Source organism: Acidimicrobiales bacterium, assembly GCA_035536915.1.
Lineage (GTDB): Bacteria > Actinomycetota > Acidimicrobiia > Acidimicrobiales > JAHWLA01 > JAHWLA01.
The window spans coordinates 60782-83404 of record DATLNE010000003.1 but is presented as its reverse complement, the minus strand read 5'-3'; the positions used below and the strand labels follow the sequence as shown (position 1 = coordinate 83404).

The window sequence follows — 22623 nt, the reverse complement described above, 5'->3', positions numbered from 1 at the left end:
GCGGCTCGGCGTCGTGTGAGGGCTGTGGCCGCGAGCTCGACCCGCCGCGCTTCTGCCCGACGTGCGGCCGCCGCCTCACCGTCTACGTCACCCCCGGGTCGATGACCTCGCGCTGCCGCGACCATGGTGATGTCGCGTAGGGCGTCGGCACTACCCTTCCGCCAGCCGAGCGCACAGAGGGGGCGAAGCCGATGCGGACCTTGATGAGCAAGCACCGGGTGGCCACCGCGGCGTTTTTCGGCGCCGTGACGGTCGTCGTGCTCGTCGTCCTCGCCAAGGCGTCACCCGACCTTGCCCGGGCACAGCTGACGACATCGCCGGAAGCCTTTGGCGCCTTCGACCAGGTGAAGCTGCGACGGGCGGCCACCGTCGACTTCGCCTTCATGGCTGCCTACCTCGCCTTCGGCTGGGCCTTGTTCTCGCTCGTGCGTGACCCCCGCCATCGGAGCCGACGGCACCCGGGCGCCACGGCGGGCGCGCTGCTCCTGACCGGCGGCGTGCTGGCCGACGTCGTGGAGAACGGCTACCTCCTGGCCGCCGTCGACGGCAGGGCGATCGAGCAGAACCTCGACTGGATGCTGGCCGCAGGGCTGGTGAAGTGGGCCTTGCTCGGGTCCGCGATCCTGACGTTGCTGACCCTGGCGTTGGTGCGCTCGTGGCGCGCCCCTCTGCGGCTGGGCCACTCCACCGACAGGCCTGAGCACCTGAACGCCAAGGACTGGGACCCGCCGGAGAAGTGCACCAAGAAGAAGTGCGCCGATGGGTGCCGGTGTGCCAACAAGGCCGGTGAGCCTCGCGTCGGCGTCTGCCTGTCGGGGGGCGGCGTGCGCTCGGCGGCGTTCTCCCTCGGCGCCCTGCAACTCCTCCGTGCCGAGGGCAAGCTCGACAAGGCCAAGTACCTGACGGCCGCCTCGGGTGGCGGCTACCTGGCCGCCGGCTGGGCACTGTCGCAGACAGAGACGGCGCCCGCGGACCCGCCCCGCTGGGCACCGGGGTCGCCGGAGGAGCGGTGGTTCCGCAACCACTCCTCGTACCTGGTGCCCGACACCAAGGGCGGCATCGCCGGGGTCTCGCGCTTGCTCTCGGGCCTGATCGTGAACCTCCTGCTCGTCGTTGTCCTGGTGGCCGGCGTGTCGCGCCCGGTCGGATGGGCCATGCACGGCCTGCATCCCGAGCTGCGGGGTGGCAAGCCCGCCCTGCTTGCCCGCAACGCCGACGTCGAGATGGCAGTGGCCCCGCTCACCCGCCAGGGCACGGTCGACACCGGTGCCGACAAGCCCGGCATCACCCGCTATGCGATCACCCTGGTTCCCACCGACAAGGGCGACACCGCCTGTTTCTACGAGCCGCACCGGGCCACGCAGGTCGACCTGTGCGTGGGCGCCACACAGATACCGGAGGAGCCCGGCATCGTCGAGGTGCAGGAAGGCAAGGCGAAGGTCGTCCGCCAGCCCAAGGTGGTGGTCGCCGCCGCCAGGACCCCCGCGCTGGAGGGCAAGGCCGAGATCGACACGCAGCCCGAGGTCGCCGTCGTCGACGAGCTCGTGACCGGCAACGACGTGCCGGGCCCGGGGCAGTTCAAGGTGGCCCGCCAGCCGCTGGTCGGCGTGCACAGCGGGACGGCGGCCATGAAGTACCCGGGGTACGAGGGCTGGATGTGGGGGCTCGTCGGCGGGCTGGTGGGCGCGGCCCTGCTCGTCTCGCTCGGCGCCACCGCCTTCCGCCCCCGAGGACGCAACGGCGAGGTCACCCGTGCGCTCGGCCGGGCACTGGGCGGGGCCGCCTTGGTCGCCTTCGTGGTGATCGTGGCCCTGCCGTGGCTCGTCATCTGGCTGCCTCGGGCGTTGGCATCGCCGGGCGAGGCGACCGCCGAGTCGGTGGCCGGGTCGGCCTTCTACGACTACCTGCTCCCCGGCGGCGGCCTGGCGGCCCTGATGCTCACCGCGGCCCGGCAGTACATGGCGTCGTCGAAGAGCAAGGACGGCTCGGGGACCGGTGACACCAAGCCGTTCTACAAGCGGGCGTGGGAGCGCCTGTCGAAGAAGAAGAAAGAGCTGAAGTGGTACGAGACCAGCCCCATGAAGATCGCGGTGGCCTTGGGCTCGTTGGTCTCGGTCGTCGTGATCTTCGTGAACTCGCTCCAGTTCGCGGCGGCCAACGGGCCGAACGGGCGGCTCATGGGGCTGGCCTTCATCCGCGACCTGCTGCCGTGGTGGGCCTTCCTCACCGACTGGCAAGAGCTCCTCGTCATCGTCGTCGGCCTGGTGGTGTTCGCGCTGGCCGCCGACGCCCACTCGTGGTCGCTGTTCCCGTTCTACAAGGAGCGCCTGTCGTCGGCCTTCCTGCTCCGACGCGACGGTGACGAGGCCACACCCCGCCGCTACGACGCCCTGGTCAAGCTGAAGGACCTGGGAGCGTCCGGCGGCCCCCAGCTCGTCGCCTGTTGCGCGGTCAACCTCAACGAGTACGGCAGGGTGCCACCGGGCCGACGCGCCGCGTCGTTCACGTTCAGCAGCACCGAGATCGGCGGGCCACTGGTGGGCTACAACCGGCCCACCGACTACGACCAGTTGCCGCTGAGCCGCCAGCGCGACGTCACCTTGGCATCGGCCATGGCCATCTCCGGCGCCGCTTTCTCGCCTGCCGTGGGCAAGTTCAACCTCGGGCCCATCGGGACCGTGCTGGCCCTGGCCAACCTCCGCCTCGGCGTGTGGATCCCGCACCCGTGCCGGGTGCGCGTGCCCGAGAAGGCCAACAGCGAGTGGGACTGGTGGCGCTTCCGCCGGCCGCACTGGGTCTGGTTCCTGCGAGAGCTGACCAACAAATACGCCTTCAACCGGCGCTACCTCTACGTGACCGACGGCGGCCACTGGGACAACCTCGGCCTGGTCGAACTGCTCCGCCGCGGGTGCACCGAGATCTACTGCATCTCGGGTGCGGGCGACGGGCCGATGTCGTTCGGCACCATCGGCGAGGCCATGGCCCTCGCACGCGAGGAACTGGGGGTGGAGTTCACACTCGACCCCTCGCCGTTGCGAGGGCCGACAGCGGCATCGAGCCCGGCACCGACGCGGGAGCTGCGCCGCAGGCCCGACGACAGCAAGGTGGCGCCGTTCGCTCCGGCGAGCGCGGTCAAGGGCACGTTCCGCTACACCAGGCACCCCAAGGCCGCCGAAGGCGTTATCTACTACGTCGAGGCCGACCTGACGGCCGACATGCCCTTCGACGTGCACGCCTTCGCCGAATCCGAGCCCGACTTCCCCGACGACCCCACCAGCGACCAGGTCTTCAACCACCGCCAGTTCGAGTCGTACCGGGCGCTCGGCCACCACCAGGCCGCCGCCGCGGTAGCCCTGTCGAAGCCGCCGAAGGACCCCACCTGCCTCGACAAGGTCAAGAAGGCGGCCCGCTGCGTCGGCGACGCCCTCGACTGCGACTGAGGCGTCTTCAGCGGTCGATGCGCATGACCGCCCGCCGGACGCTCGGGCGGGTGACCTCGACAAAGCCCGCGGCGGCGAAGACCTTGTGGCTGCCGACGTGCAACTCGCCCCACGTGACGTCGTGTCCGGGCGTGGTGACCATCGGGTAGCCCTCGACGGCGCGCGCCCCCTGGGCGAAGGCATGGTCGCGAGCGGCCTCCGCCAGCGCGTAGGTGATCCGCGAGCGGCGATGGCCCACCCGCACCACGAAGCACGTGACCGCCCACACGTCGTCGGCCGACGTGTCCTCGTTGCGTCCCGCCCAGACCACCCGCGAGCCGCGCAGGCCGGGAAAGGCGCTGCGGGGCTCGACGTTGCACCAGCCCACGGGTTCGCCGTCGCGGTACGCCAACAGCCCGCTCGTCGTCGCCGACCCGGCGTTCCCGCAATCGGTCTGCTCTCGAAGCAGCCACGCCCGCTCTTCGTCGCTCACCGAGCCCCAGTCGCGTACGCCGACCTTGAAGCGCTGGCAGAAACAGTGCCCGCCATGGCACCTCGCGGGCTGGACCACAGCAGCGACGTCGTCCCACGACGCCTCGTTCGCCGCAACGATCGTCAAGGCGGGAGGCTGCGCCACGGCCGGCAATGCTGGCACACCGCCTACGTACGACGAAGGGCGGCCCGGAGGCCGCCCTTGTGGTCTGCGTCTTGGTGCGCCGCCTCAGCCGGTGAGGAGTTCGCGGGCGCCGGTGTCGGCCGAGGGGTGCCGGAGCTTCGACATGGCCCGGGCCTCGATCTGGCGGATGCGCTCCCGGGTGAGGTTGAACTTGTCGCCCACCTCTTCCAGGGTGCGGGGCTCGCCCCGGTCGAGGCCGAAGCGCAGCCGCAGGATCTCGCGCTCCCGCTCGCCCAAGGGGGCCAGCAGCCGCGACAGCTCGTCGGGCAGCAGGGCCTCGGCAGCCGCCTCGAAGGGCGACACGGCACCGCGGTCCTCGACGATGTCGCCGAGCTCGGTGTCGGAGTCCTCCCGCAGGGGGTCGGACAGCGACATGGGCTCGGAGGCGTAGCGCAGGATCTCGGCCACCTGCCGCTCGGGCAGGTCGAGCTCCTTGGCCAGTTCGCCCAGGGTGGGGCGACGGCCCTTCTCCAGCTCGAGCTGCACCCGGGCCTTCTTGAGCCTCGACAGCAGGTCGCCCGCATGGACGGGCAGCCGGATGGTGCGGCCGGTGTTGGCGATGCCCCGGGTGATGGCCTGGCGGATCCACCAGGTGGCGTAGGTGGAGAACTTGAAGCCCTTGCGGTAGTCGAACTTCTCGACCGCGTGCATCAGGCCCAGGTTGCCCTCCTGCACCAGGTCGAGCAGCGGGAGGTCGGACGCCTGGTACTTCTTGGCGATCGACACCACCAGCCGCAGGTTGGACTCGATGAAGATCTGGGTGGCCCGCTCGCCCTCCCGGATGGCCTGGCGGAGCTTGCGCTTCTCGGCCGCCGTGAGGGTCTTGCCCGAGTTGAGCTCGTCCCGCGCCGCAGTGGCCGTTTCGATGGCCTGTCCGAGGCGAGCCTCGTCGTCCTTGGTCAGGAGGCCATGCTTCCCGATGTCGTTGAGGTAGAGCCGAACGAGGTCTTCTTCCTCACGTTCAGGCCGTTGCTTGGGCACTACGTCACCTCTTGTGGTGCTGGACTGGGGGATGGAAGGGGGAAGACGGCCGCTTGGGCGCGCGCCGGAAGCGGCAAAGACCGAAGGTCCAGTGTAAAACAGGTGGACCCGTTCTGTCCCACGGAAAGTGTGGTATCCGCCACTTTTCTGCCCGCCAGGGCGATCATGGTCCCGTGTCCGGAACCGGTCCCCAGGCGTTGGTGATGGACGGCGGAGAGGATTCGAGCCCGCCCGACTGGCAGGCCGACCCCGGTACCAGCGCGGTCGTGCACGGCATGTTGGCCACCATGGCCGAGGTGCTGGAACGGCTGGAGGACCGGCTTTCCACGCTGGAAGCCACCGTAGTGGGCCAGACCACGGCTACCCGCACGGCCGCCCAGCGCCTGGCCACGGAACTGCCCGAAGCGGTGATCGAGCCCCTCCGCGGACGATTGGAGCGCCTCGACGGGCTCGACGCCCGCCTGGCCGGGGTGGAAGCGGCCGTGACCAAGCCCGACACCTCGGCGCTGCAGGCCCGCATCGACGCTCTGGCCGAGGCGGTTCGTGAGGCACCCGCCCCCGACACCTCCGCCTTGGAAGCCCGGCTCGACGCGTTGGCGCAGGCCGTCGCCTCGCTGCCCGCCCCGGACACCTCCGCCTTGGAGGCCCGGTTCGAGGAATTGTCCGACGCCGTCGACGCCGTGCCCCAGCCCGACCTGGGTTCCTTGCAGGCCAGGCTCGACGGGCTCACGGAGGCGGTCGAGGCCCTGGCCGGCCTGCCCGCGCCCGATACGGCTGTACTGGAAGCCCGCGTCGAGAGCTTGGCCGCCGCTGTCGCGAGCCTCCCGCAGCCCGACATGTCGGCCCTGGAAGCCCGGCTCGACGCCTTGGCCGGTGCGGTTGCCGCTACCTCGGTGTCGCCCGGCCTGGTCGCCGCCGAAGTCCGAGCCGCCATGGCCGAGGCCATGGCCGAAGCCACGGCCCCGTCTGTCGGCCCCGAGTTCGGCGCCCTGCTCGACGAGCGTCTGGCCGCCGTCACCGCAGGCATCGCCGAACTGCTCACCACAGCGGGCACCCCGCCCGCCGACCCCACCGTCGTGGCCCTGGGCCTGGCCCGCCTGGAGGCCGACTTGGCCGAAGCCCGGGCCGAATCGACCATGGCCGTGCACGCCGTGGCCGAGCGCCTGGAAGAGGCGCTGCTCGCCTCGCGCGCCGACCAAGGCGACGCGCTGCAGCGCGCCGTGGCTGCGGTCGAGGCGGTCGTGGCGCATACCCAAGCCAACGCTTCGGGCAACGGCAACGTTCCCAAGGGCGACGACGCCGGGGCCCGACTGGCCCGCATCGAGGCCCTGTTGGCATCCAGCCTCGAACACGACGAAGCCCGGGCCACCACGTTGGCCAGCGAGATCCACTCCACCCTCGGCGCCGGGCTCGAGCGGCTGCTGACGCACGCCACCGCCCACGACGACCTGGTGGCGGCCGACGTCCGCTCGTCGCTGGGCAGGCTCAGCGAGATGGCGGGCAACCTCGACTCGCTCTCGTCCACCGTCAACGGCATGGCCGACGCCGTGGCCCGCCTGGCCGCGGAGGACCGCAGCCGTCCCGTGCTGGCGGCCGTCGAGAACGCCTCGCGAGAGCAGCAGGACGCCCTCAACTCGTTGCACACGTCGTTGATCCGCCGCATCGACGGCCGCACCGCAGCCCTCGCCCACAAGCTCGACACCATCGACGTCGACCAGCTGGCCACCGACCTCACCGACCGCCAGGCGAGCGCCACCCGCCTGCTGGAGCAGGTGGCCGCCGCCCTCAACGACGAACACCGTCGGCTGGAGACCGTCCAGTCGTTGTGCCAGTCGGTCGTCGGGGCGGTCGAGCAGCAGGCCGCGGTGGGCAGTCGGGTGGCCGAGCTTGTGCTCGAAACCCGTTCCGCCATGCGCAGCGACGTCGAACGGCTGGAGTCGGGCCTGCACCTCGACAGCGTGAAGCGCCAGCAGCACGACCAGGCCCGCATGGCCCAGGTGGCTTCGGGCGTGACCGAGGTCGTCGAGCGGGAGACGGCGTTGGTGGCCCAGCGGGTGGTCGCCCTGGCTGCCACGGTCGAAGCCCTGCGCAACGCCCTGCACGTCTCCGTCGACGGCATGGCGGCCGCCGCTCCCTGATCGCGTCCGCTTCGAGGGCCGCCGTGCGCGACCCTGGAAGCAGATGCAACGGCGAACGCGGGCACGGCGGATAGTGGCGGCCATCAGCGTGGTGGCGACCAGCTTGACCTTGGGACCGACTTCGGCGCGCTCCAGCGATGTCGGCGCCCAAGCGGCGGGACCGGGGACGGGCATCGCCCACGGCTATTGGCTGGTGGCCACCGACGGCGGCATCTTCAGCTACGACACCCCGTTCCACGGCTCCATGGGCGGACGCCACCTGAACAAGCCCATGATCGGCATGGCGCCCACGCCGAAGGGCAACGGCTACTGGACCGTCGCCACCGACGGGGGCATCTTCACCTTCGGCGACGCGCCCTTCCACGGCTCGACCGGCGGGGCGCCCCTGAACCGGCCCATCGTCGGCATGGCACCCACCAACACCGGCGGGGGCTACTGGCTCGTGGCGTCCGACGGCGGCATCTTCACCTTCGGCGACGCCCTCTTCTTCGGCTCACTGGGCGGCGCCCCGCACAGCCAGCCCATCGTCGGCATGGTGCCCACCGGGACCGGCTACGGGTACTGGCTGGTCTCGTCCGACGGCCGGGTCTTCACCTTCGGGGACGCCCGCTGGCATGGCGACGCGGGCGGCATCCGCCTGTCCTCGCACGTGGTGGGCATGGCGTCGTCGCCCTCGGGGCTGGGCTACTGGCTGGTGGGCGCCGACGGTGCCGTCTACTCCTACGGCGATGCTGTGTTCTACGGCTCCACGGCGGGCGTGAACGTCGGCGGGCAGGTCGTCGGCATCACCCCCACGCCTCGGGGCAACGGCTATTGGATCGCCACCTCCAACGGGGGCGTGTTCACCTTCGGCGAAGCCCCGTACTCGGGCAGCGCCAACCACCTCCCCCTGAACCAGCCCGTGGTGGGCATGGCCGCCCGGCCTGTTCGCTACCCGGCCGAGGTGTCGATCTTCTACTACCCGTGGTACGAGACGCCCCCGGGGCCGTGGCGCCACTGGACCGGCTACGGGCACGAGACGCCGCCCGCCGACATCCCCGCCGACTTCTATCCCGAGCGCGGGGTGTACAACAGTGGCGACCCCGACACCGTGGACGCCCACATGACCGAGATGGCCCGCAGTGGCATCAACGTGGTCGTGGCTTCATGGTGGGGCCGGGGGACGTACGAGGACAGCGTGCTCCCGGTCGTCGTCGACTCGGCCCGGCGGCACGGGCTGCGGGTGGCCGCCCACATCGAGCCCTACGCGGGCCGCTCGCCCGGGTCCGTGGGCGACGACCTCGCCCGGCTGTCGCGCCTCGGGATCAACGAGGCCTACGTCTACGACGGCATGGGGCCGCCGGTGGGCGACTGGCTGGGCGTGGCCAAGCGGTTCCCCGGCATGCGCTTGTGGATGGAGACCTCGCGCTTCGCCGACGTGCTCGACGGCGACTTCGCCTGGTACGCCCGCCAGAGCGGGTTTGACGGCATCTACACGTACAACCCCATCCGCTACAACCGGGAGCAGTTGGTCCCAGCCTGCGGCCATGCCCATCGGTTCCGCCTGTTGTGCGCGCCGGCCATCTCGCCCGGCCACGCCACCCAGCGCACCTTCCCGCGCCGCACCCAGGTGGGCCGGGGCGGTGGCCGCCGCTACGACGCCTCATGGCTCGACGCCATCGCCGCCGACGCCGACACCGTGGCCATCACCAGCTACAACGAGTGGCACGAGGGCACCCAGATCGAGCCCGCCATGCCGTGGTGTTTCCCCGACGGCTTCTGCACGTCGGGCTACGAGGGCGACTACGGGGCCACAGGGCTTGCCGCCCGCCGGGTCTACCTCGACCGCACGGCCGGGTGGGCCGGCTGGTTCAGGGCGCAGCGCCCCTAGCGTCCAGGGTTGCTCAGGAAACGACGTCGACGCGGTCGGCGTCGCAGGCCGTGGCGGCCGCGGCGTTGCGCAGCGGCGGGGTCGAGACCCGGAAGGTCTTGGTGGTGCCTGCGGGCACCTCGACGGTGGTGGTCACTGTCGTCACCGTGTCGTTGCGGGGCCCGGAGAACTTCACCCGCACCGAGTAGGTGTGCGGGGCCGACGACTTGTTGCGCAAGGCGCCGGTGAAGGTGATCACGTTGGTGCCGCCTCGGGAACACGACTTGCTGGCCACGTCGTAGGCGCCGGTGTCGACCGAGGCGGCGGCGGCCGGCACTGCCGGCGCCGTGGTGGTCGGCGGGGCCGCCACTTCGGTGGTCGGGGGTGCCGTCATCGCCGGGCCTGGCGCCGTGTAGGCGGGGCTGGAGAAGGCAGGCGGACCGGGCACGGCGATGTCGGGGTCGGCCGAGTTGTCCACCGGCCGGGCCGAGCCCGCCCGGCCGATGATCACCGAGAAGATGCCGATGCTGATGGCCACGGCCGCAGCCACGCCGACCTTCCAGGGGTGGTCGTCGGGCTCGGGGATGAAGATGGGGCGGTCCTCGGGAGCGGCGGCGGCCGGCTCGGGCTCCGGTTCAAGCTCGGGCTCGGGTGCGGGCTCAGGCTCGGGCGGGGGAGCGGCCTCGGCGTCGAGCCAGGCGTTGACGGCGATCCACTCGTCGTCGGCGAGCGCGTCGTCGCCTGCGCTGCTGACGTCGCCCACGGCCCCGTCGGCGGCCACAGTTACGGCCTCGCCGGCCCGCAGGACGACGGTCCCGCCTGTGGTTCCCCGCACCACGACGGTGCCGGTCAGCACGGTGAACTCACTGGCGCCGTCTGCGGCGCAGCGGGCCACGAAGGTGGCGTTGCGGGCCAGGGCGGCGGCGGTGGGGGTGCGGGCCTCGTACTGGCCTCGGCGGGAGCGGTCGGGGGCGGTGCGGTGGAAGCTGTTGCCCGGCCCCAGGCGCAGCACCAGGTGGGGCCGGCCGTCGGGGTCGGCGATGCGGTCGAGGGCGGCGGTGGCGTTGGCATCGAGCCTGGTGGACGACCCGTCGAAGTGCTCGAGCTCCGCGACGGACTCCGCACCGGCGAGGACATCGTCCCCTTCGTGCAGCGCGCGCGGTCCGGCCATCCTCCGGTTATCGGCGCGTCGAGCGGCGAGGTTGACCATCCTCCGCTCCGGGGGGCCGGCGCGGGACAATGGGACGCCGAGCAGGGACGTCACAGGAGGCGCCGCCGTGCCCGATTACTACGCCGGGGAGCAGGTTGCCGTCATCGACGCGGACGGGGGGTCGGGAGCCACGGCCGTCCTCCAGGGGATGCTGGCCACCCTTTCGGAGGTGTTGGGCGGCCTCGACGCCCGCCTCGACCGCCTGGAGGCCCGCCTCGACCAGGTCGTGGGGAGCCGCGACCGCGCCGCCGACGCCGTCGCCGCCCTGGGGGTGAGCGTCTCGTCCCTTACGCACCGTTTCGAGGAACTGGCGTCGGCCGACGACGACGGTCCGGCGATCGACCTCGACGCCGTGGCCGGGGCGGTCGTCCAGCGCTTGCACGATCGGCTGGCCGTGCTCGACTCGCTGGTGCCCGACGCTTCCCGTCAGGCGGCGGAACGGGCCGAATTGGTGGAACGGATCGAGGGCGTGCGTGGCGGGTTGGCCGAAGAGGTGGCCGAACGCCTGGCCCCCGCCGTGGTGGCCCTGCCCCAGCAGGTGGCCGTCGCCTTGGGCGAGCAGGTGGCCTACATCGCCGCCTCGTTGCCCGAACAGGTGGCCGCGGCCCTTCGCACCCAGGTCGACGGCATCGGTGCTGCGCTGCACGACGAGACGGCCCGCATGGTGGCGTCGGTGAACGCCGCCGTGGCCGAACAGGTGACGAGCCTCGCCTCCTACCTGCCCGAGGAGGTCAGCGGGCCTGTTCGCCAGCGGCTCGATGCCATGTCGGAACAGGTGGTCGCCGCCCTGCACCATCGCGTCGACGACCTGGCCGCCGGGTTGGGTGCAGGCGTGGCCGAACAGGTGGCAGGCCTCGCTGCCTTCCTCCCCGAGCAAGTGGCCGCCGCCGTGCGCGAGCAGGTCGCAGGCGTGGGGGAACAGGTGGCGGGCGTGGCCGCGCTGCTGCCCGAACAAGTGGCGGGCGCGCTGCAGGAACAGGTTGCCGCCATCCCCGGCACCGTCGACGCCCTCGTGGCCGACCAGGTGGGGGATGCGTTGCGCCGGCAGGCCGAGGCCATGCCCGGTGTCGTCAACGCCGCGGTGGCCGACCAGGTGGCGAGCCTGGCTGCGTTCCTCCCCGAGCAGGTGGCGGGGGCGTTGCGCGAGCAGGTGGCAGGCGTTACCGCCGCCGTCCACGAGTCGGTGACCGAACAGGTGGCCGGGCTGGCTGCCTTCCTTCCCGAACAAGTGGCGGCCGCGGTGCGCGAGCAGGTGGCGGGCGTCGGCGAACACGTGGCGGGCGTCGCCGCCCACCTCCCCGAGCAGGTGGCCGCCGCCGTGCGCGAGCACGTCGAAGCCGTCGCGGGCCAGGTGGCCGAGGAGGCCGCCCAACTCCATTCGCATCTCGACAGCGTGGGCGGCACGACGGCGGCACAGCTCGAAGGTGCTGTCCGGCAACACGTCGAGGGCATGGCGCACCAGGTGGCGGCGTCGGTCAGTGGGGTGGTGGCCGAACAGGTCACAGGGCTGGCCGCCTTCCTGCCCGACGAAGTGGCGGGCGCCTTGCGGGGCCACGTCGACAGCCTCGCCGGTCCGTTGGGCACGGGCGTGGCCGAACAGGTCGCCGCATCGGTGCGCGAGGAACTGGCTGCCCAACTGTCGGCCTCCAACGAACTGGTTACCGAGCGGGTGGCCGACGTGGTGGGCGCCTTCGCCGGATGGCTGCCCGCACAGGTGGCCGAACACGCCGCGGGCCGCATGGCCGCCGCCCAGGAAGAGTTGGCAGCCGCTGTGCGCGAGAGCGTGGCCGTGGCCTCGGCGCTGCCCGACGCCGTGCGGGGGCCGATCAGCCAAAGCACCGATGCCGTGCTGGCCCGCCTCGCCGAACTGGCTTCCTCGGTCGACGCCATCGCCTTCGGCGTGTCGTCGCTCACCGACGTGCTGCAGGCCGACGACGAACCTGAGGTCGACGTGGCCGCCGTGGTCGCCGCCGAAGGCGACCGGGTACGCGCCGCGTTCACCTCGGTGCAAGAGGCGTCCGTGCGGTCGCTGTCGTCGGAGGTGGCGAAGGCCGAAGCAGCCCTACGTCGGGCCTTCGACGAGGCCATGGTCGTGCTGGCCGAGCGCCACGACGGCGGCGTCTCGTCGCTCGCTCAGGCTATCGAGGCGGTGCGAGCCGACCTCGACGGCCCTGAAGTGCCCGAGTTGTTGGCCCGCCACGCAGCGGGGACCCGCGACGACATGGCCCGGTTGGAGACAGTTCTCCGGGGCCAAGTGGCCGAGGTGGCAGGACGGGCCGGTTCGATGACCGACGTCATCGGCAGGCTCGACGCCCGCCTCCACGAGATCGTCGACGGGGTGCGGGCGCTGACCCGCAACCTGGACTTGCTCCGCCGCCAGGAAGAGCCGGTCTAGCCGGTCTAGAAGGCGGCGGAGCCTGCGTCCCAGACGCTGGGGGCGATCCACAGCAGCAGGCCCAGTGGCAGGAAGCCGATGGAGTTCCCGCGGCCTGCCCGCCCCGCGGCGAAGGCGGCGATGGCGAAGCAGATTGCCGCTGCGAGGTAGAAGAGAAAGCGGATCGTGGGATCCATCGAAACCTCCGGCTGGTAGGCCATCCTGGGGGTGTGGACGTGCTCGCCTTCACCTGTCCCCGCTGTTCGTCCGACGTAACCGCCCGCTTCTACGGGCCCTGCGTCGAGTGCCGGGACGCTTTGCGTGCCATGGGCGGAACCGCCCGCGACGTCGAGGTCGCGGCCTACGAGCCGAAGATGAACGTCACGCCCAATGCGGTGGCCACGAAGGAGTAACCGGGTTGCTGATAAGTCCTCATCTTCTGGTGTGGACTGCCGATCCAGACAGCAGCAAGGGGGCGGGACAACAATGAACAACGACATCGAAGTCATCCAAAACCTGCTCGTGTACGGCGTCGACACCGAGGGCGAAGAGCTGCGGGTCGACATCTACGGCGGCGAAGACTGCGTGTGCGGCACCCTGATCTACCGGTTCACCGATCCGGTCGAGTTGGGTGAGCGTGCCGAGCTCCTGCGCCGCTGGTGCGCCGACGCCACCCCGGTCACCTACGTGCGCCGCGACGGGTCGGCCGCCCTCATGGACGAGCTCTCGCTGCTTACCGACGCGCTCGAAGCCTGACGCCGAGGCGTCGCCGGTTCAGGCGACGACCCGGAACAGTTCCTCGAAGCTCGTGCGACCTTGCGCCACCTTGCGCAGGCCGTCCTCCCGCATCGTCAGCATGCCCTCGGCCCGCGCCTGCTCGCGCACTCGCTCGGTGGGCGCGTGCTGCAGCACCAGGCCGCTGACGGCCTCGCTCATGGGCATGACCTCGTGGACGGCGAAGCGCCCTCGGTAGCCGGTCTTGCCGCACGTCCCGCAGCCCTCGGGACGGAAGAACGTCGTGCCCTCGAGCGGCCAGTCATCGCGCCACCCGGCCGCTGCCAGTTCCGCCTCGGTGGGCGTGTAAGCGGCCTTGCACCGCTGGCAGAGCTCGCGGGCCAGCCGCTGGGCCACCACGCACGACACGGCCGAGGTCACCAGGAACGGCTCCACCCCCATGTCGAGCAGTCGGGCCGGCGTGGAGGCGGCGTCGTTGGTGTGCAGGGTCGACAACACCAGGTGGCCGGTCAGCGCCGCCTCGACGGCGATGGTGGCCGTCTCCTGGTCGCGGATCTCGCCCACCAGCACGATGTCGGGGTCGGCCCGGAGGATCGAACGCAGGGCGTTGGCGAAGGTCAGTCCCGCCTTGCGGTTGACCTGCACCTGCTTGATGCCCGCCATGCGGTATTCGATGGGGTCTTCGACGGTGATGATCGACTTCTGGGGGTCGTTGATCTCGGCCAAGGTGGCGTAGAGGGTGGTCGACTTGCCCGACCCGGTAGGCCCGGTCACGAGGATGGCCCCCCACGGGCGGCGGTACGCCTCCCGGTAGCGGTCGCCCGTCTCGGGCAGGAAGCCCATCTCGTCGACGCCCACCAGGCCGCTCTTGCGGTCGAGCACCCGGATGACCAGCGCTTCGCCCTGGGCGGTGGGCAGGGTCACCAGGCGGAAATCGACCCGGCGCCCTTCGAGGGGCACGGTGATGCGGCCGTCCTGGGGCAGGCGGCGCTCGGCGATGTCGATGTCGCCCATGATCTTGAGCCTGCTGATCACGCTGGCCTGGATCGAGCGGGGCACCCGCATGATGTCGTGGAGCACCCCGTCGACCCGGAAGCGGATGCGCAGTTCCGACTCGCCCGGCTCCAGGTGGATGTCGGAGGCGCCTTCGTGCACGGCCCGGGTAATGAGCTCGTTGACGAACTGGACGACGGGGGCGTCCTCGGTGGCGTTCTGCACCGGCGCATCGTCGACGTCGTCGACCTCGACGAGCTTCATGATGTCTTCGGCCTTGGTCGACCACACTCGGTCGATGGCCCGCTTCAATGGGGCCGCCTCGACCATGACCGGCTTGATCTCCTGGCCGGTCATCGAGCGGATGTCGTCGACGGCGAAGACGTCGGCCGGGTTGGCCATGGCCACCACCAAGCGGCCGTCCTCCCACCCGATGCCGAGCGCCTGGTGACGACGGGAGAACGACTCGCGCACCAAGCGGGCGGCGGTGAAGTCGAGGGCGCGGTCGTCGAGGTCGACGAACTCGGCGCCCAACTGCCCGGCCAGGATGCGGGTGAGCTGGCCGTCGGTGATGACGCGTTTTTCCACCAGGATGCGCCCCAGCCGGTCGCCGGTGCGCTTCTGCTCGGCCAAGGCCAGCATGAGCTGGTCCTCGGTCACCAAGCCCGAGTTGAGCAGCACCTCGCCCAGCCGAAGGCGGGGCGAGGTGCGCGTCACCTCGATGTCTTCACCCTGCATGTCCCCATTCTGCCTGGCGCAGGACGGGCGTAGCTGTAGGGAGGCTCAGTTGGTGGCCGACTGGTCGACCTCGCCCCGCCAGCCGCCCTCTTCGGTGCCGCGGGACTCGATGAACTCCTTGAACCGGGCCAGGTCGCCCTTGGTGCGCCGCTCCACGAAACCGAGGGCGTCGCCCACGGTCTCGACGAAGCCTTCAGGCTCGTACTCCATCTGGAGCATGACCTTGGTGCGGTTCTCGTCGAGGCGGTGGAAGGTGACGACGCCGGCGTGCGCCTGGCCGTCGACGGTCTTCCAGGCCACGCGCTGGTCCGGGGTCTGTTCGGTGATCTCGGTGTCGAACTCACGGCTGACTCCGCCGATCTCGGCCACCCAGTGGTTCGTCGTGTCGGTCACCTGCGTCACCGACTCCACGCCTTCCATGAACTTCGGGAAGGACTCGAACTGGGTCCATTGGTTGTACGCCGTGCGCACGGGCACGTCGACTTCGATGCTCTGTTCGATGCTCGCCATAGGGGAGTTCTTCCCCGTGCGCCGTCACTTGACGCCGAGCAATTGCTCCACGGGCTCGATGGCGAAGTAGACGACGAACAAGGCGGCGATGACGTAGAGCAGCGCATGCACGTCGCGGCCCCGGCCCCGCAGCAGCTTGATGACGACGAAGCTGATGAAGCCTGCGCCGATGCCGTTGGTGATCGAGTAGGTGAACGGCATGAGGATGATGGTGAGGAAGGCGGGGATGGCCAGGTCGTAGTCGTCCCACGGGATGTCGCGCACCTGGGTCATGAGCAGGAAGCCCACGACCACGAGGGCGGGCGAGGCCGCTTCGTAGGGCACCACGGCGGCCAGCGGTGTGAGGAACAGCGCCCCGATGAACAGCACGCCGGTGACCACCGAGGCCAGGCCGGTACGAGCACCGTCGCCCACACCCGCGGCGGACTCGATGTAGGTGGTGTTCGACGAGGCCGAGGCGGCACCGCCTGCGACGGCGGCCAGCGAGTCGACCAGCAGCACGCGTCGCACGCCGGGGAGGCGGCCGTTCTCGTCGAGCAGGTCGCCCTCGGAGCCGACGCCGACGACCGAGCCCATGGTGTCGAAGAAGTCGGCCAGCATCAGGGTGAAAATGAACAGCAGGGCGCTGACGACGCCCACTTGGGCAAAGGAGCCGCCCAGGCTGAACTCGCCCAGCAGCGAGAAGTCGGGCATGTCGAACACGGACTTGGGGACGTCGGGCACGTTGAGGCCCCAACCGGTCGGCGTGATGGTGCCGTCGGCGCCGATCTGGGCGGGCACGTCGACAACGGCGTTGAGGGCGATGGCAAAGGCCGTCGTCACCAGGATGCCGATGAGGATGGCGCCCTTCTGGCGCCGGGCCACCAGGACGGCGGTGAGGATGAGGCCGAAGGCGAAGACCACGGTGGGCCACCCGAGCAGGCGGCCGCCGATGCCGAGGTTGACGGGCACGGGGGTGTTGAGGGCGTCGGGGTTGCGGCGCACGAAGCCCGCGTCGACGAAGCCGATGAGGGCGATGAACAGGCCGATGCCCACGCTGATGGCCCGCTTGATCGACAGCGGGATGGCGTTGAACACCGCTTCGCGAAAGCCGGTGAGGACGAGGGCGGTGATGACGAGCCCTTCGATGACGACGATGCCCATGGCTGCGGCCCACGTCATCTGCGGCGCCAGTTGGAAGGCGACCACCCCGTTGAGCCCCAGGCCTGCGGCGAGGGCGAAGGGGTAGCGGCCGACGATGCCCATGAGCATGGTCATGACGGCGGCCACCAGGGCGGTCGACGCGGCCACCGCGGCGAAGGCCAACCGCCGTTGGTCGGCGTCCTGGCCGCTGGAGAGGATGATCGGGTTGAGGACCACGATGTAGGCCATCGTGAAGAAGGTGGCGACGCCGCCACGGATTTCCGTGCGCACGTCGGACCCTTGGGCCGAGACGCCGAACCAGCGATCAAGGGTGGGGGCCATGGCCGCGAAGTGTACGGCGCCCTACCATGTCGCCCGCGGACTGTGAGACGGCGGAAGGACGGCGTTGGAGCAAGGACAGGACCGGCCCACCGGGGACCGCGCGGAGCTCGAGCGCCAGATGGCCGTGGCCCGTCGCTTGCGGGCCACCGCAGAGGTCGCCGCTCGCCTGGCGCCGGTGCGCGACCTGGCGGAAGTGGCCCGGGTGGCGGCCGACGCCGTGGTCGACGACCTCGACCTCGACGGCGCCGAGGTGTGGCTGGCCGAGCATGGCGAGGCGGTACGCCTGCGGCTCGTGGCGGTTGCGGGCACCGGCACCGGCGTGGTGGGCGACACCGTCGAGGTCGAGACCGGCGCCACGTTGGTGGCCGACACGGCGCGCACGCAGTTGCCGGTGGTCGTCAACGAGTTGGGCGGGCCGCACCGGGCCGCCGCACTGTCGCCCATCGCGCTCGACGACGAACTGCAGGCGGTGGTCGTCGCCTACTCGGCGGTTCCCATCCCGGTGGAGGTGGCCGACGTGCTGGCCGCATTCATGTCGGTGGTGACGGCGTCGTTCAACACCGCCGGGTTGCTGGTGCGCGAGCGGGCGAGCAAGCAGCGGTTCGCCTTCCTGGCCGAAGCAGGCGAGTTGCTGGCGGCGTCGCTCGACTACACGGTCACGCTGCGCAACGTGGCGGCGTTGGCCGTCGAGGCGTTGGCCGACTGGTGCGCAGTCAGCGTGGTGGGTGACGACAGCGCGATCACACGGGTGGCGGTGGCCCATGCCGATCCGGCCAAGGCGGCGCTGGCGGCGTCGTTGGAGGACCGCTTCCCCGTCGACCCGACTGCCGCCACCGGGGTGGCCAAAGTGGTGGGTTCGGGGCAAGCCGAGTTCATCGCCGAAGTGCCCGATTCGTTGCTGGTGTCGACGTCGATGGGCGACGAGTACCTCGCAGCCCTGCGGACGTTGGGGTTCCGCTCCACCATGATCGTGCCCATGAACGCCCGCGGCCGGACGGTCGGGGCGATCACCTTCGTGCGGGGCGACGACAGCGTGGCCTATGTGCCCGCCGACCTGGCGCTGGCCGAGGAGCTGGCCCGGCGGGCTGCGGTGGCCGTCGACAACGCCCGCTTGCACCGCCAGGTGCGCGAGGGCGAGGAACGGTTCCGTTCGTTCGTTGACAGCCTCGGCGCCGTGGTGTGGGAGGCCGAGCCCGCCACGCTGCGCTTCACCTTCGTCAACCAGCAGGCCGAAGCCATGCTCGGCTACCCGGCATCGCGCTGGGTCGACGAGGTCGACTTCTGGTCCTCGCACGTGCACCCCGACGACCGGGAGTGGGTGGCCGACTTCTGGCGGGCGGCCACCGACGCGGGCGACCACTACGAGTTCGAGTACCGCATGCTGGCCGCCGACGGGCGGGTGCGGTGGCTGCGCAACATCGTCTACGTGGCCGCCGACGAGCAGAGCCAGTCGGAGCGGTTGCTCGGGCTCATGGTCGACGTAACCGAGCGGCGCCAGTGGGAAGACGAGCTGCGGGCCAGCCGGGCCGAGTTCGCCGAGTTGGCGCGGACCTTGCAGGCCAGCCTGCTGCCGCCGCACCTGCCCGAGATCTTCGGCCTGGAGGTGGCGGCCCACTACCGGCCCGCCGGGCACGGCGTCGACGTGGTCGGCGACTTCTACGACCTGTTCGAGGTGGGGCTCGACGGGTGGGGCGTCGTCATGGGCGACGTGTGCGGCAAGGGCGCCGAGGCCGCGGCGCTGACCGCACTCACCCGCTACACGGTGCGGGCCGCCGCTATTCGTGAGCGGCTGCCCAGCCGGGTGCTGCGGTTGTTGAACGAGGCGGTGCTGACGGCCGAGACGGGGGAGCGGTTCTGCACCGCGGTGTACGGGCTGGTGGTGCCCGATGGTGACGGGGTGATCTGCACGGTGGCGTGCGGCGGGCACCCGCTGCCGATGGTGCTCCGGGTCGACGGCCGGGTCGAGCAGGTGGGGCGGGCCGGGTCGCTGATCGGGCTGTTCCATGAGGTCGAGCTGCACGACGAAGGCGTGTACCTGGGGCCGGGGGATGCGCTGCTGTTCTTCACCGACGGCGTGGTCGAGGCCCGCCGGACGGGCGAGCAGTTCGGTGACGCGAAGCTGGAGGCGTTGCTGGCGTCGTGCGCCGGCATGCGGGCCGACGAGCTGGTGGCGGCCGTGGTGGCAAGCGTGGCGGAGTTCGAAGAAGGCGAGGCGGGCGACGACCTCGCGCTCGTGTGCCTGCGAGTGCCAGGCTGATCCCATGGAGATCGCCGAGGCACTGGACTTCATCCGGGAGAACCACCGAGCCGTGCTGGCCACCCGCCGGGCCGACGGGCGGCCGCAGATGTCGCCCGTGATGGCGGGGGTCGACGAGGAGGGCTTCGTCGAGATCAGCAGCCGGGAGACGGCCATGAAGGTGCTGAACGCCCGGCGTGACCCGGCGGTGTCGTTGTGCGTGTTCCCCGACGGGTTCTTCGGCTCGTGGGTGCAGGTCGACGGCGTCGCCTCAGTGGTGTCTCTGCCCGAGGCCATGGACCGGCTGGTGGCGCTGTACCGGCGCATGGCAGGCGAACACCCCGACTGGGACGAGTACCGCACCGCCATGGGACGAGAAAAGCGAGTGGTGCTCCGGATCGCCGTCGACTCCGCCGGCCCCACCCGCGCCGGCTAGGCCACTCCCGAGTACATAGCTCACCGATTCGGTGAGCTATGTACTCGGGACGGCCTCGAAGGCGTCGTCGTGGCTGATGCTTATGTCGGTCCGGCCTGACCGGTAGCCGCCGATCGCTCGTACGGCGCGCTGGCGCCGGGAGTGCGTTGTTAGGTGCTGGTCGAGCGCCTCTCTGATGACCTCGGCGATCGAGATCCCGCGGGCCGCGGCTGCCACCTGTACGGCGCGTGCCTGGTCGTCGGTGAGCCGGGCTTCGATGCGGACCTTGGGCACTTTCACTCAACCTCGAAGCGGGCGGGAGTGGCGTAGATGTTGGCGGTGCCGTTGCGGACGAAGGCGGCCAGGCCCATCTCCACGCGGCGGGCCGTTTCCACCGCCAGGCTCGACGGCGCGGAGACGGCGCACAGCACCGGCACGCCTGCCACGGCGGCCTTCTGCACCAGCTCGTAGCTGACGCGGCCCGACAGGGCGACGACGTGGTCGCTCAGCGGCAACCGGTGGTCGAGCACCGCCCGCCCGATGAGCTTGTCGAGGGCGTTGTGGCGCCCCACGTCCTCGCGCACCTCGACCAGATCGCCGTCACGAGTGAACAGCCCCGCAGCATGGAGCCCACCGGTGCGGTCGAACAGCGCCTGCGCGGCACGCAGCTTGTCCGACAACCCCAACACCGTCGACATGGCCACCGGCGGCCCCGGCGGCAGCACGCCGCACCGAAGCTGCAACCGGTCGAGCGTGGTCGTGCCGCACACCCCGCAACTGGCCGTCGTCGTCGTACGCCGGGCGATGCCGTCGAGCTCGACCTCGTGCGTCAGCCGCACCGACACCACGTTGAACTCCTGCGGCTCGTCGGCCCCCAGTTCGCAGTACTTGATCGTCGATACCTCGTCGGCCGAAGCGATCAGCCCTTCGCTCAACAGGTACCCGACGGCGAGCTCGAAGTCGTGGCCGGGCGTGCGCATCGTCACCGACAGCGCCTCGCCGTTCACCTGTATCTGCAGCGGCTCCTCGGTGACAAGGGTGTCGGGCAACTCCACGGCCCGTCCGTCGCGCACCGCCGTCATGCGGGTGGACGTGACGGTGCGACGGGTCACAGGCCCAACCGCGCCAGGTCGTCGGGCGTGTCGACGTCGGCGAACTCGCCGGCCGGCGCGAAGTCGGAGAGCCACTCGACCTCGACGGCATCGAGCAGCGCCGTCATGCGCCTCTCACCGGCCGCCACCAGCGCGGGCACCGCCGCCAGAGCGGCCGCGCTGTACCGAGCGCACAGCGGCTGCGCCCGACCGCCGACCACCGGGACCGCCGTCGCCGCCCGGGCGGCGCGCCGACGCACCAAGTCGACCGACACGAACGGCAGGTCGCAGGCCAGCACCACCGTGTCCGCGGCCGGGACCATGGCCAGCGCGGCCAGCGGCCCCTCGCGCCCCACGTCGTCGATGCACGGCAGCCCGGTGGTTCCTGCACCGACCTCCACTACCGGTCCGTCGAGCGCCTCTTGCAGCACCGCGGCCAAGCGCATCGCCACGGGCAGCCGGGCCTTGTCGCGCCCGAGGCGCCGGCTGGCACCCCCGGTCAGCAGCACCCCGGCAACGGTCACCCCGCCATTGTCGCGGGTCAGCCCGGCGTCAGCTTCCAGATCTGCCCGACGAGCGACATGGCGTAGAGCTCGCCGTCGGCGTCCTCGCCGAACGACACCAACTGGTCGAGCAACACGCCGAGCGGGCGTTCGGCCACCACCTTTCCGTCCTTCTGGCTGAGCAACGACACGTTGCCGCCGCACAGCTCGCCGTAGACGTAGGTGCCCACCAGGTCGGGGATGGCCTTGCCTCGGTAGACGTAGCCACCCGTCACCGCGCAGAACGTCTTGCTGCGGGCGATCGACTTCAGCGGCGGCACGTGGTCGGCGGGCGGCGAGCCTGTGAAGCGCACGGCGCCCTCGAAAGCGGGCCAGCCGAAGTTGGCGCCCTTGGCCGAGGCGGCCAGCAAGTCGATCTCCTCGGCGTTGGCTTCGCCCACGTCGCCGATCCACAGGTCGCCCGTCGCCCGGTCGAGCGAGAAGCGCCACGGGTTGCGCAAGCCGTAGGCGTAGATCTCGGGCAGGGCGCCCGCCCGCCCCACGTACGGGTTGTCGGCGGGCACCGTGTAGGGCTTGCCGCCCGACGGCTTGGGGTCGATGCGCACGATGGTTCCCAACAAGTTGCCGAGGTCCTGCGCCGCCTGGCGCCCTGTCGGCGTGCGCACGCCGCCGTCGCCGAACGACACCCACAACAGCCCCTTGCCGTCGACGACCAGGTTGCCCCCGTTGTGCACCGACGCGGGCTGGTCGACGAACAGCAACTCGCGCCGCGACGCAGGGTCGGCCCGCTCGCCGGCCATGGTGTAGGCGGCCACCCGGCTGTCTGTCTTGTTGTCGGTGTAGCTGACGTACATGGTGGTGCCGTCGGGCGAGAAGGCCAGGCCCAGGAAGCCGCCTTCCCCTGTGGTGCCCACCTCGGAGGCGATGTCGAGGGCGGGCGGGTCGACGGGCTTGCCGTCCTTGATGGCCCGCACCGTGCCCTCCCGCTCACCGACGTACAACGCCCCCTGGCGATGCGTCACCACCGTGGGGAACTTGGCCGTGGCGATGTGGGTCCACTGCACGTTGAGCCCGTCGAGCTGCTGCTGCGTGGGAGGGCCCGCGGGCGCCGCCGGTGGCCCGCCGGTGGTCGACGTGGTGGTCTCGGACGAGGTGTCGTCGTCACCCCCGCCGCCACAGGCACCCGCCACGAGGGCGGCCACGACGAGGAGGATGCGCAGGCGGGGAAGCGGCATGGGCGGGAAGGATGGCAAACGCGGCCCGGCGTGGTCGAGGCGGACGAGGGGTAGGA

At 71.1% G+C, this 22623-nt stretch carries 19 protein-coding genes; 8 read left to right on the top strand and 11 right to left on the bottom strand.

The window, feature by feature from the left end:
• The first annotated feature begins 203 nt into the window (after nt 1-203).
• Entirely contained in the window at nt 204-3440 is a 3237-nt protein-coding gene (locus VM938_01205; protein HVF73637.1) for a patatin-like phospholipase family protein, read from the top strand.
• Nucleotides 3441-3447: 7 nt separating this feature from the next.
• Here the strand turns inward: VM938_01205 and VM938_01200 are convergent, their stop codons facing one another.
• Nucleotides 3448-4038, bottom strand: a complete 591-nt coding sequence (locus tag VM938_01200) for a GNAT family N-acetyltransferase (protein HVF73636.1) — start codon at nt 4036-4038, stop codon at nt 3448-3450.
• Between the two features lie 102 nt (nt 4039-4140).
• Nucleotides 4141-5076 carry a sigma-70 family RNA polymerase sigma factor gene (locus tag VM938_01195; GenBank protein HVF73635.1) on the bottom strand — a complete coding sequence of 312 codons (936 nt, stop codon included), beginning with the start codon at nt 5074-5076 and terminating at the stop codon, nt 4141-4143.
• A gap of 173 nt (nt 5077-5249) precedes the next feature.
• Here VM938_01195 and VM938_01190 point away from each other — a divergent pair, with 173 nt between their 5' ends.
• Both VM938_01190 and VM938_01185 read left to right on the top strand, forming a co-directional pair.
• Nucleotides 5250-7214: a hypothetical protein gene (locus VM938_01190; GenBank protein HVF73634.1), complete on the top strand. Its 1965-nt coding sequence runs from the start codon at nt 5250-5252 to the stop codon at nt 7212-7214.
• 43 nt (nt 7215-7257) lie between these two features.
• Nucleotides 7258-9084, top strand: coding sequence for a hypothetical protein (locus VM938_01185; GenBank protein ID HVF73633.1), 1827 nt, complete (start codon nt 7258-7260; stop codon nt 9082-9084).
• 13 nt (nt 9085-9097) lie between these two features.
• Here the strand turns inward: VM938_01185 and VM938_01180 are convergent, their stop codons facing one another.
• Nucleotides 9098-10234 carry a FecR domain-containing protein gene (locus VM938_01180; protein HVF73632.1) on the bottom strand — a complete coding sequence of 379 codons (1137 nt, stop codon included), beginning with the start codon at nt 10232-10234 and terminating at the stop codon, nt 9098-9100.
• Between the two features lie 106 nt (nt 10235-10340).
• Between VM938_01180 and VM938_01175 the strand changes: the two genes are divergently transcribed.
• A complete protein-coding gene (locus VM938_01175; protein HVF73631.1) occupies nt 10341-12668 on the top strand; it encodes a hypothetical protein in 2328 nt (775 codons plus the stop codon).
• A gap of 5 nt (nt 12669-12673) precedes the next feature.
• Here the strand turns inward: VM938_01175 and VM938_01170 are convergent, their stop codons facing one another.
• Nucleotides 12674-12844, bottom strand: coding sequence for a hypothetical protein (locus tag VM938_01170; GenBank protein ID HVF73630.1), 171 nt, complete (start codon nt 12842-12844; stop codon nt 12674-12676).
• A gap of 33 nt (nt 12845-12877) precedes the next feature.
• Here VM938_01170 and VM938_01165 point away from each other — a divergent pair, with 33 nt between their 5' ends.
• Together VM938_01165 and VM938_01160 are read left to right on the top strand one after the other, a co-directional pair.
• Nucleotides 12878-13060, top strand: a complete 183-nt coding sequence (locus tag VM938_01165) for a hypothetical protein (GenBank protein HVF73629.1) — start codon at nt 12878-12880, stop codon at nt 13058-13060.
• A 73-nt stretch (nt 13061-13133) separates the two neighbouring features.
• Nucleotides 13134-13403, top strand: a complete 270-nt coding sequence (locus VM938_01160; GenBank protein HVF73628.1) for a hypothetical protein — start codon at nt 13134-13136, stop codon at nt 13401-13403.
• Nucleotides 13404-13421: 18 nt separating this feature from the next.
• Here the strand turns inward: VM938_01160 and VM938_01155 are convergent, their stop codons facing one another.
• The 3 genes from VM938_01155 to VM938_01145 are packed head-to-tail and all read right to left on the bottom strand — an operon-like array spanning nt 13422 to nt 17087.
• Nucleotides 13422-15113 (bottom strand): ATPase, T2SS/T4P/T4SS family, encoded by a 1692-nt coding sequence (locus VM938_01155; protein HVF73627.1) that lies wholly within the window; start codon nt 15111-15113, stop codon nt 13422-13424.
• Between the two features lie 45 nt (nt 15114-15158).
• Nucleotides 15159-15623, bottom strand: a complete 465-nt coding sequence (locus VM938_01150; protein ID HVF73626.1) for an SRPBCC family protein — start codon at nt 15621-15623, stop codon at nt 15159-15161.
• A gap of 24 nt (nt 15624-15647) precedes the next feature.
• Nucleotides 15648-17087, bottom strand: coding sequence for an NCS2 family permease (locus VM938_01145; GenBank protein HVF73625.1), 1440 nt, complete (start codon nt 17085-17087; stop codon nt 15648-15650).
• Between the two features lie 64 nt (nt 17088-17151).
• Between VM938_01145 and VM938_01140 the strand changes: the two genes are divergently transcribed.
• Both VM938_01140 and VM938_01135 read left to right on the top strand, forming a co-directional pair.
• Nucleotides 17152-19344, top strand: a complete 2193-nt coding sequence (locus tag VM938_01140) for a SpoIIE family protein phosphatase (GenBank protein ID HVF73624.1) — start codon at nt 17152-17154, stop codon at nt 19342-19344.
• Between the two features lie 4 nt (nt 19345-19348).
• A complete protein-coding gene (locus tag VM938_01135) occupies nt 19349-19759 on the top strand; it encodes a PPOX class F420-dependent oxidoreductase (GenBank protein HVF73623.1) in 411 nt (136 codons plus the stop codon).
• A 36-nt stretch (nt 19760-19795) separates the two neighbouring features.
• Here VM938_01135 and VM938_01130 read toward each other — a convergent pair whose 3' ends face one another.
• From VM938_01130 to VM938_01115, 4 genes are read right to left on the bottom strand one after another with little or no spacing between them, the layout of a single operon-like run.
• Nucleotides 19796-20032, bottom strand: a complete 237-nt coding sequence (locus VM938_01130; GenBank protein ID HVF73622.1) for a ribbon-helix-helix protein, CopG family — start codon at nt 20030-20032, stop codon at nt 19796-19798.
• A gap of 2 nt (nt 20033-20034) precedes the next feature.
• Nucleotides 20035-20850 (bottom strand): formate dehydrogenase accessory sulfurtransferase FdhD, encoded by an 816-nt coding sequence (gene fdhD / locus VM938_01125; GenBank protein ID HVF73621.1) that lies wholly within the window; start codon nt 20848-20850, stop codon nt 20035-20037.
• The gene (locus tag VM938_01120; GenBank protein HVF73620.1) at nt 20847-21353 is read right to left on the bottom strand and encodes an NTP transferase domain-containing protein; all 507 of its coding nucleotides are present in this window, start codon (nt 21351-21353) and stop codon (nt 20847-20849) included. The genes fdhD and VM938_01120 overlap by 4 nt, the downstream gene beginning before the upstream one ends.
• Before the next feature lie 17 nt (nt 21354-21370).
• Nucleotides 21371-22567 carry a PQQ-dependent sugar dehydrogenase gene (locus VM938_01115; GenBank protein HVF73619.1) on the bottom strand — a complete coding sequence of 399 codons (1197 nt, stop codon included), beginning with the start codon at nt 22565-22567 and terminating at the stop codon, nt 21371-21373.
• Nucleotides 22568-22623 lie beyond the last annotated feature (56 nt).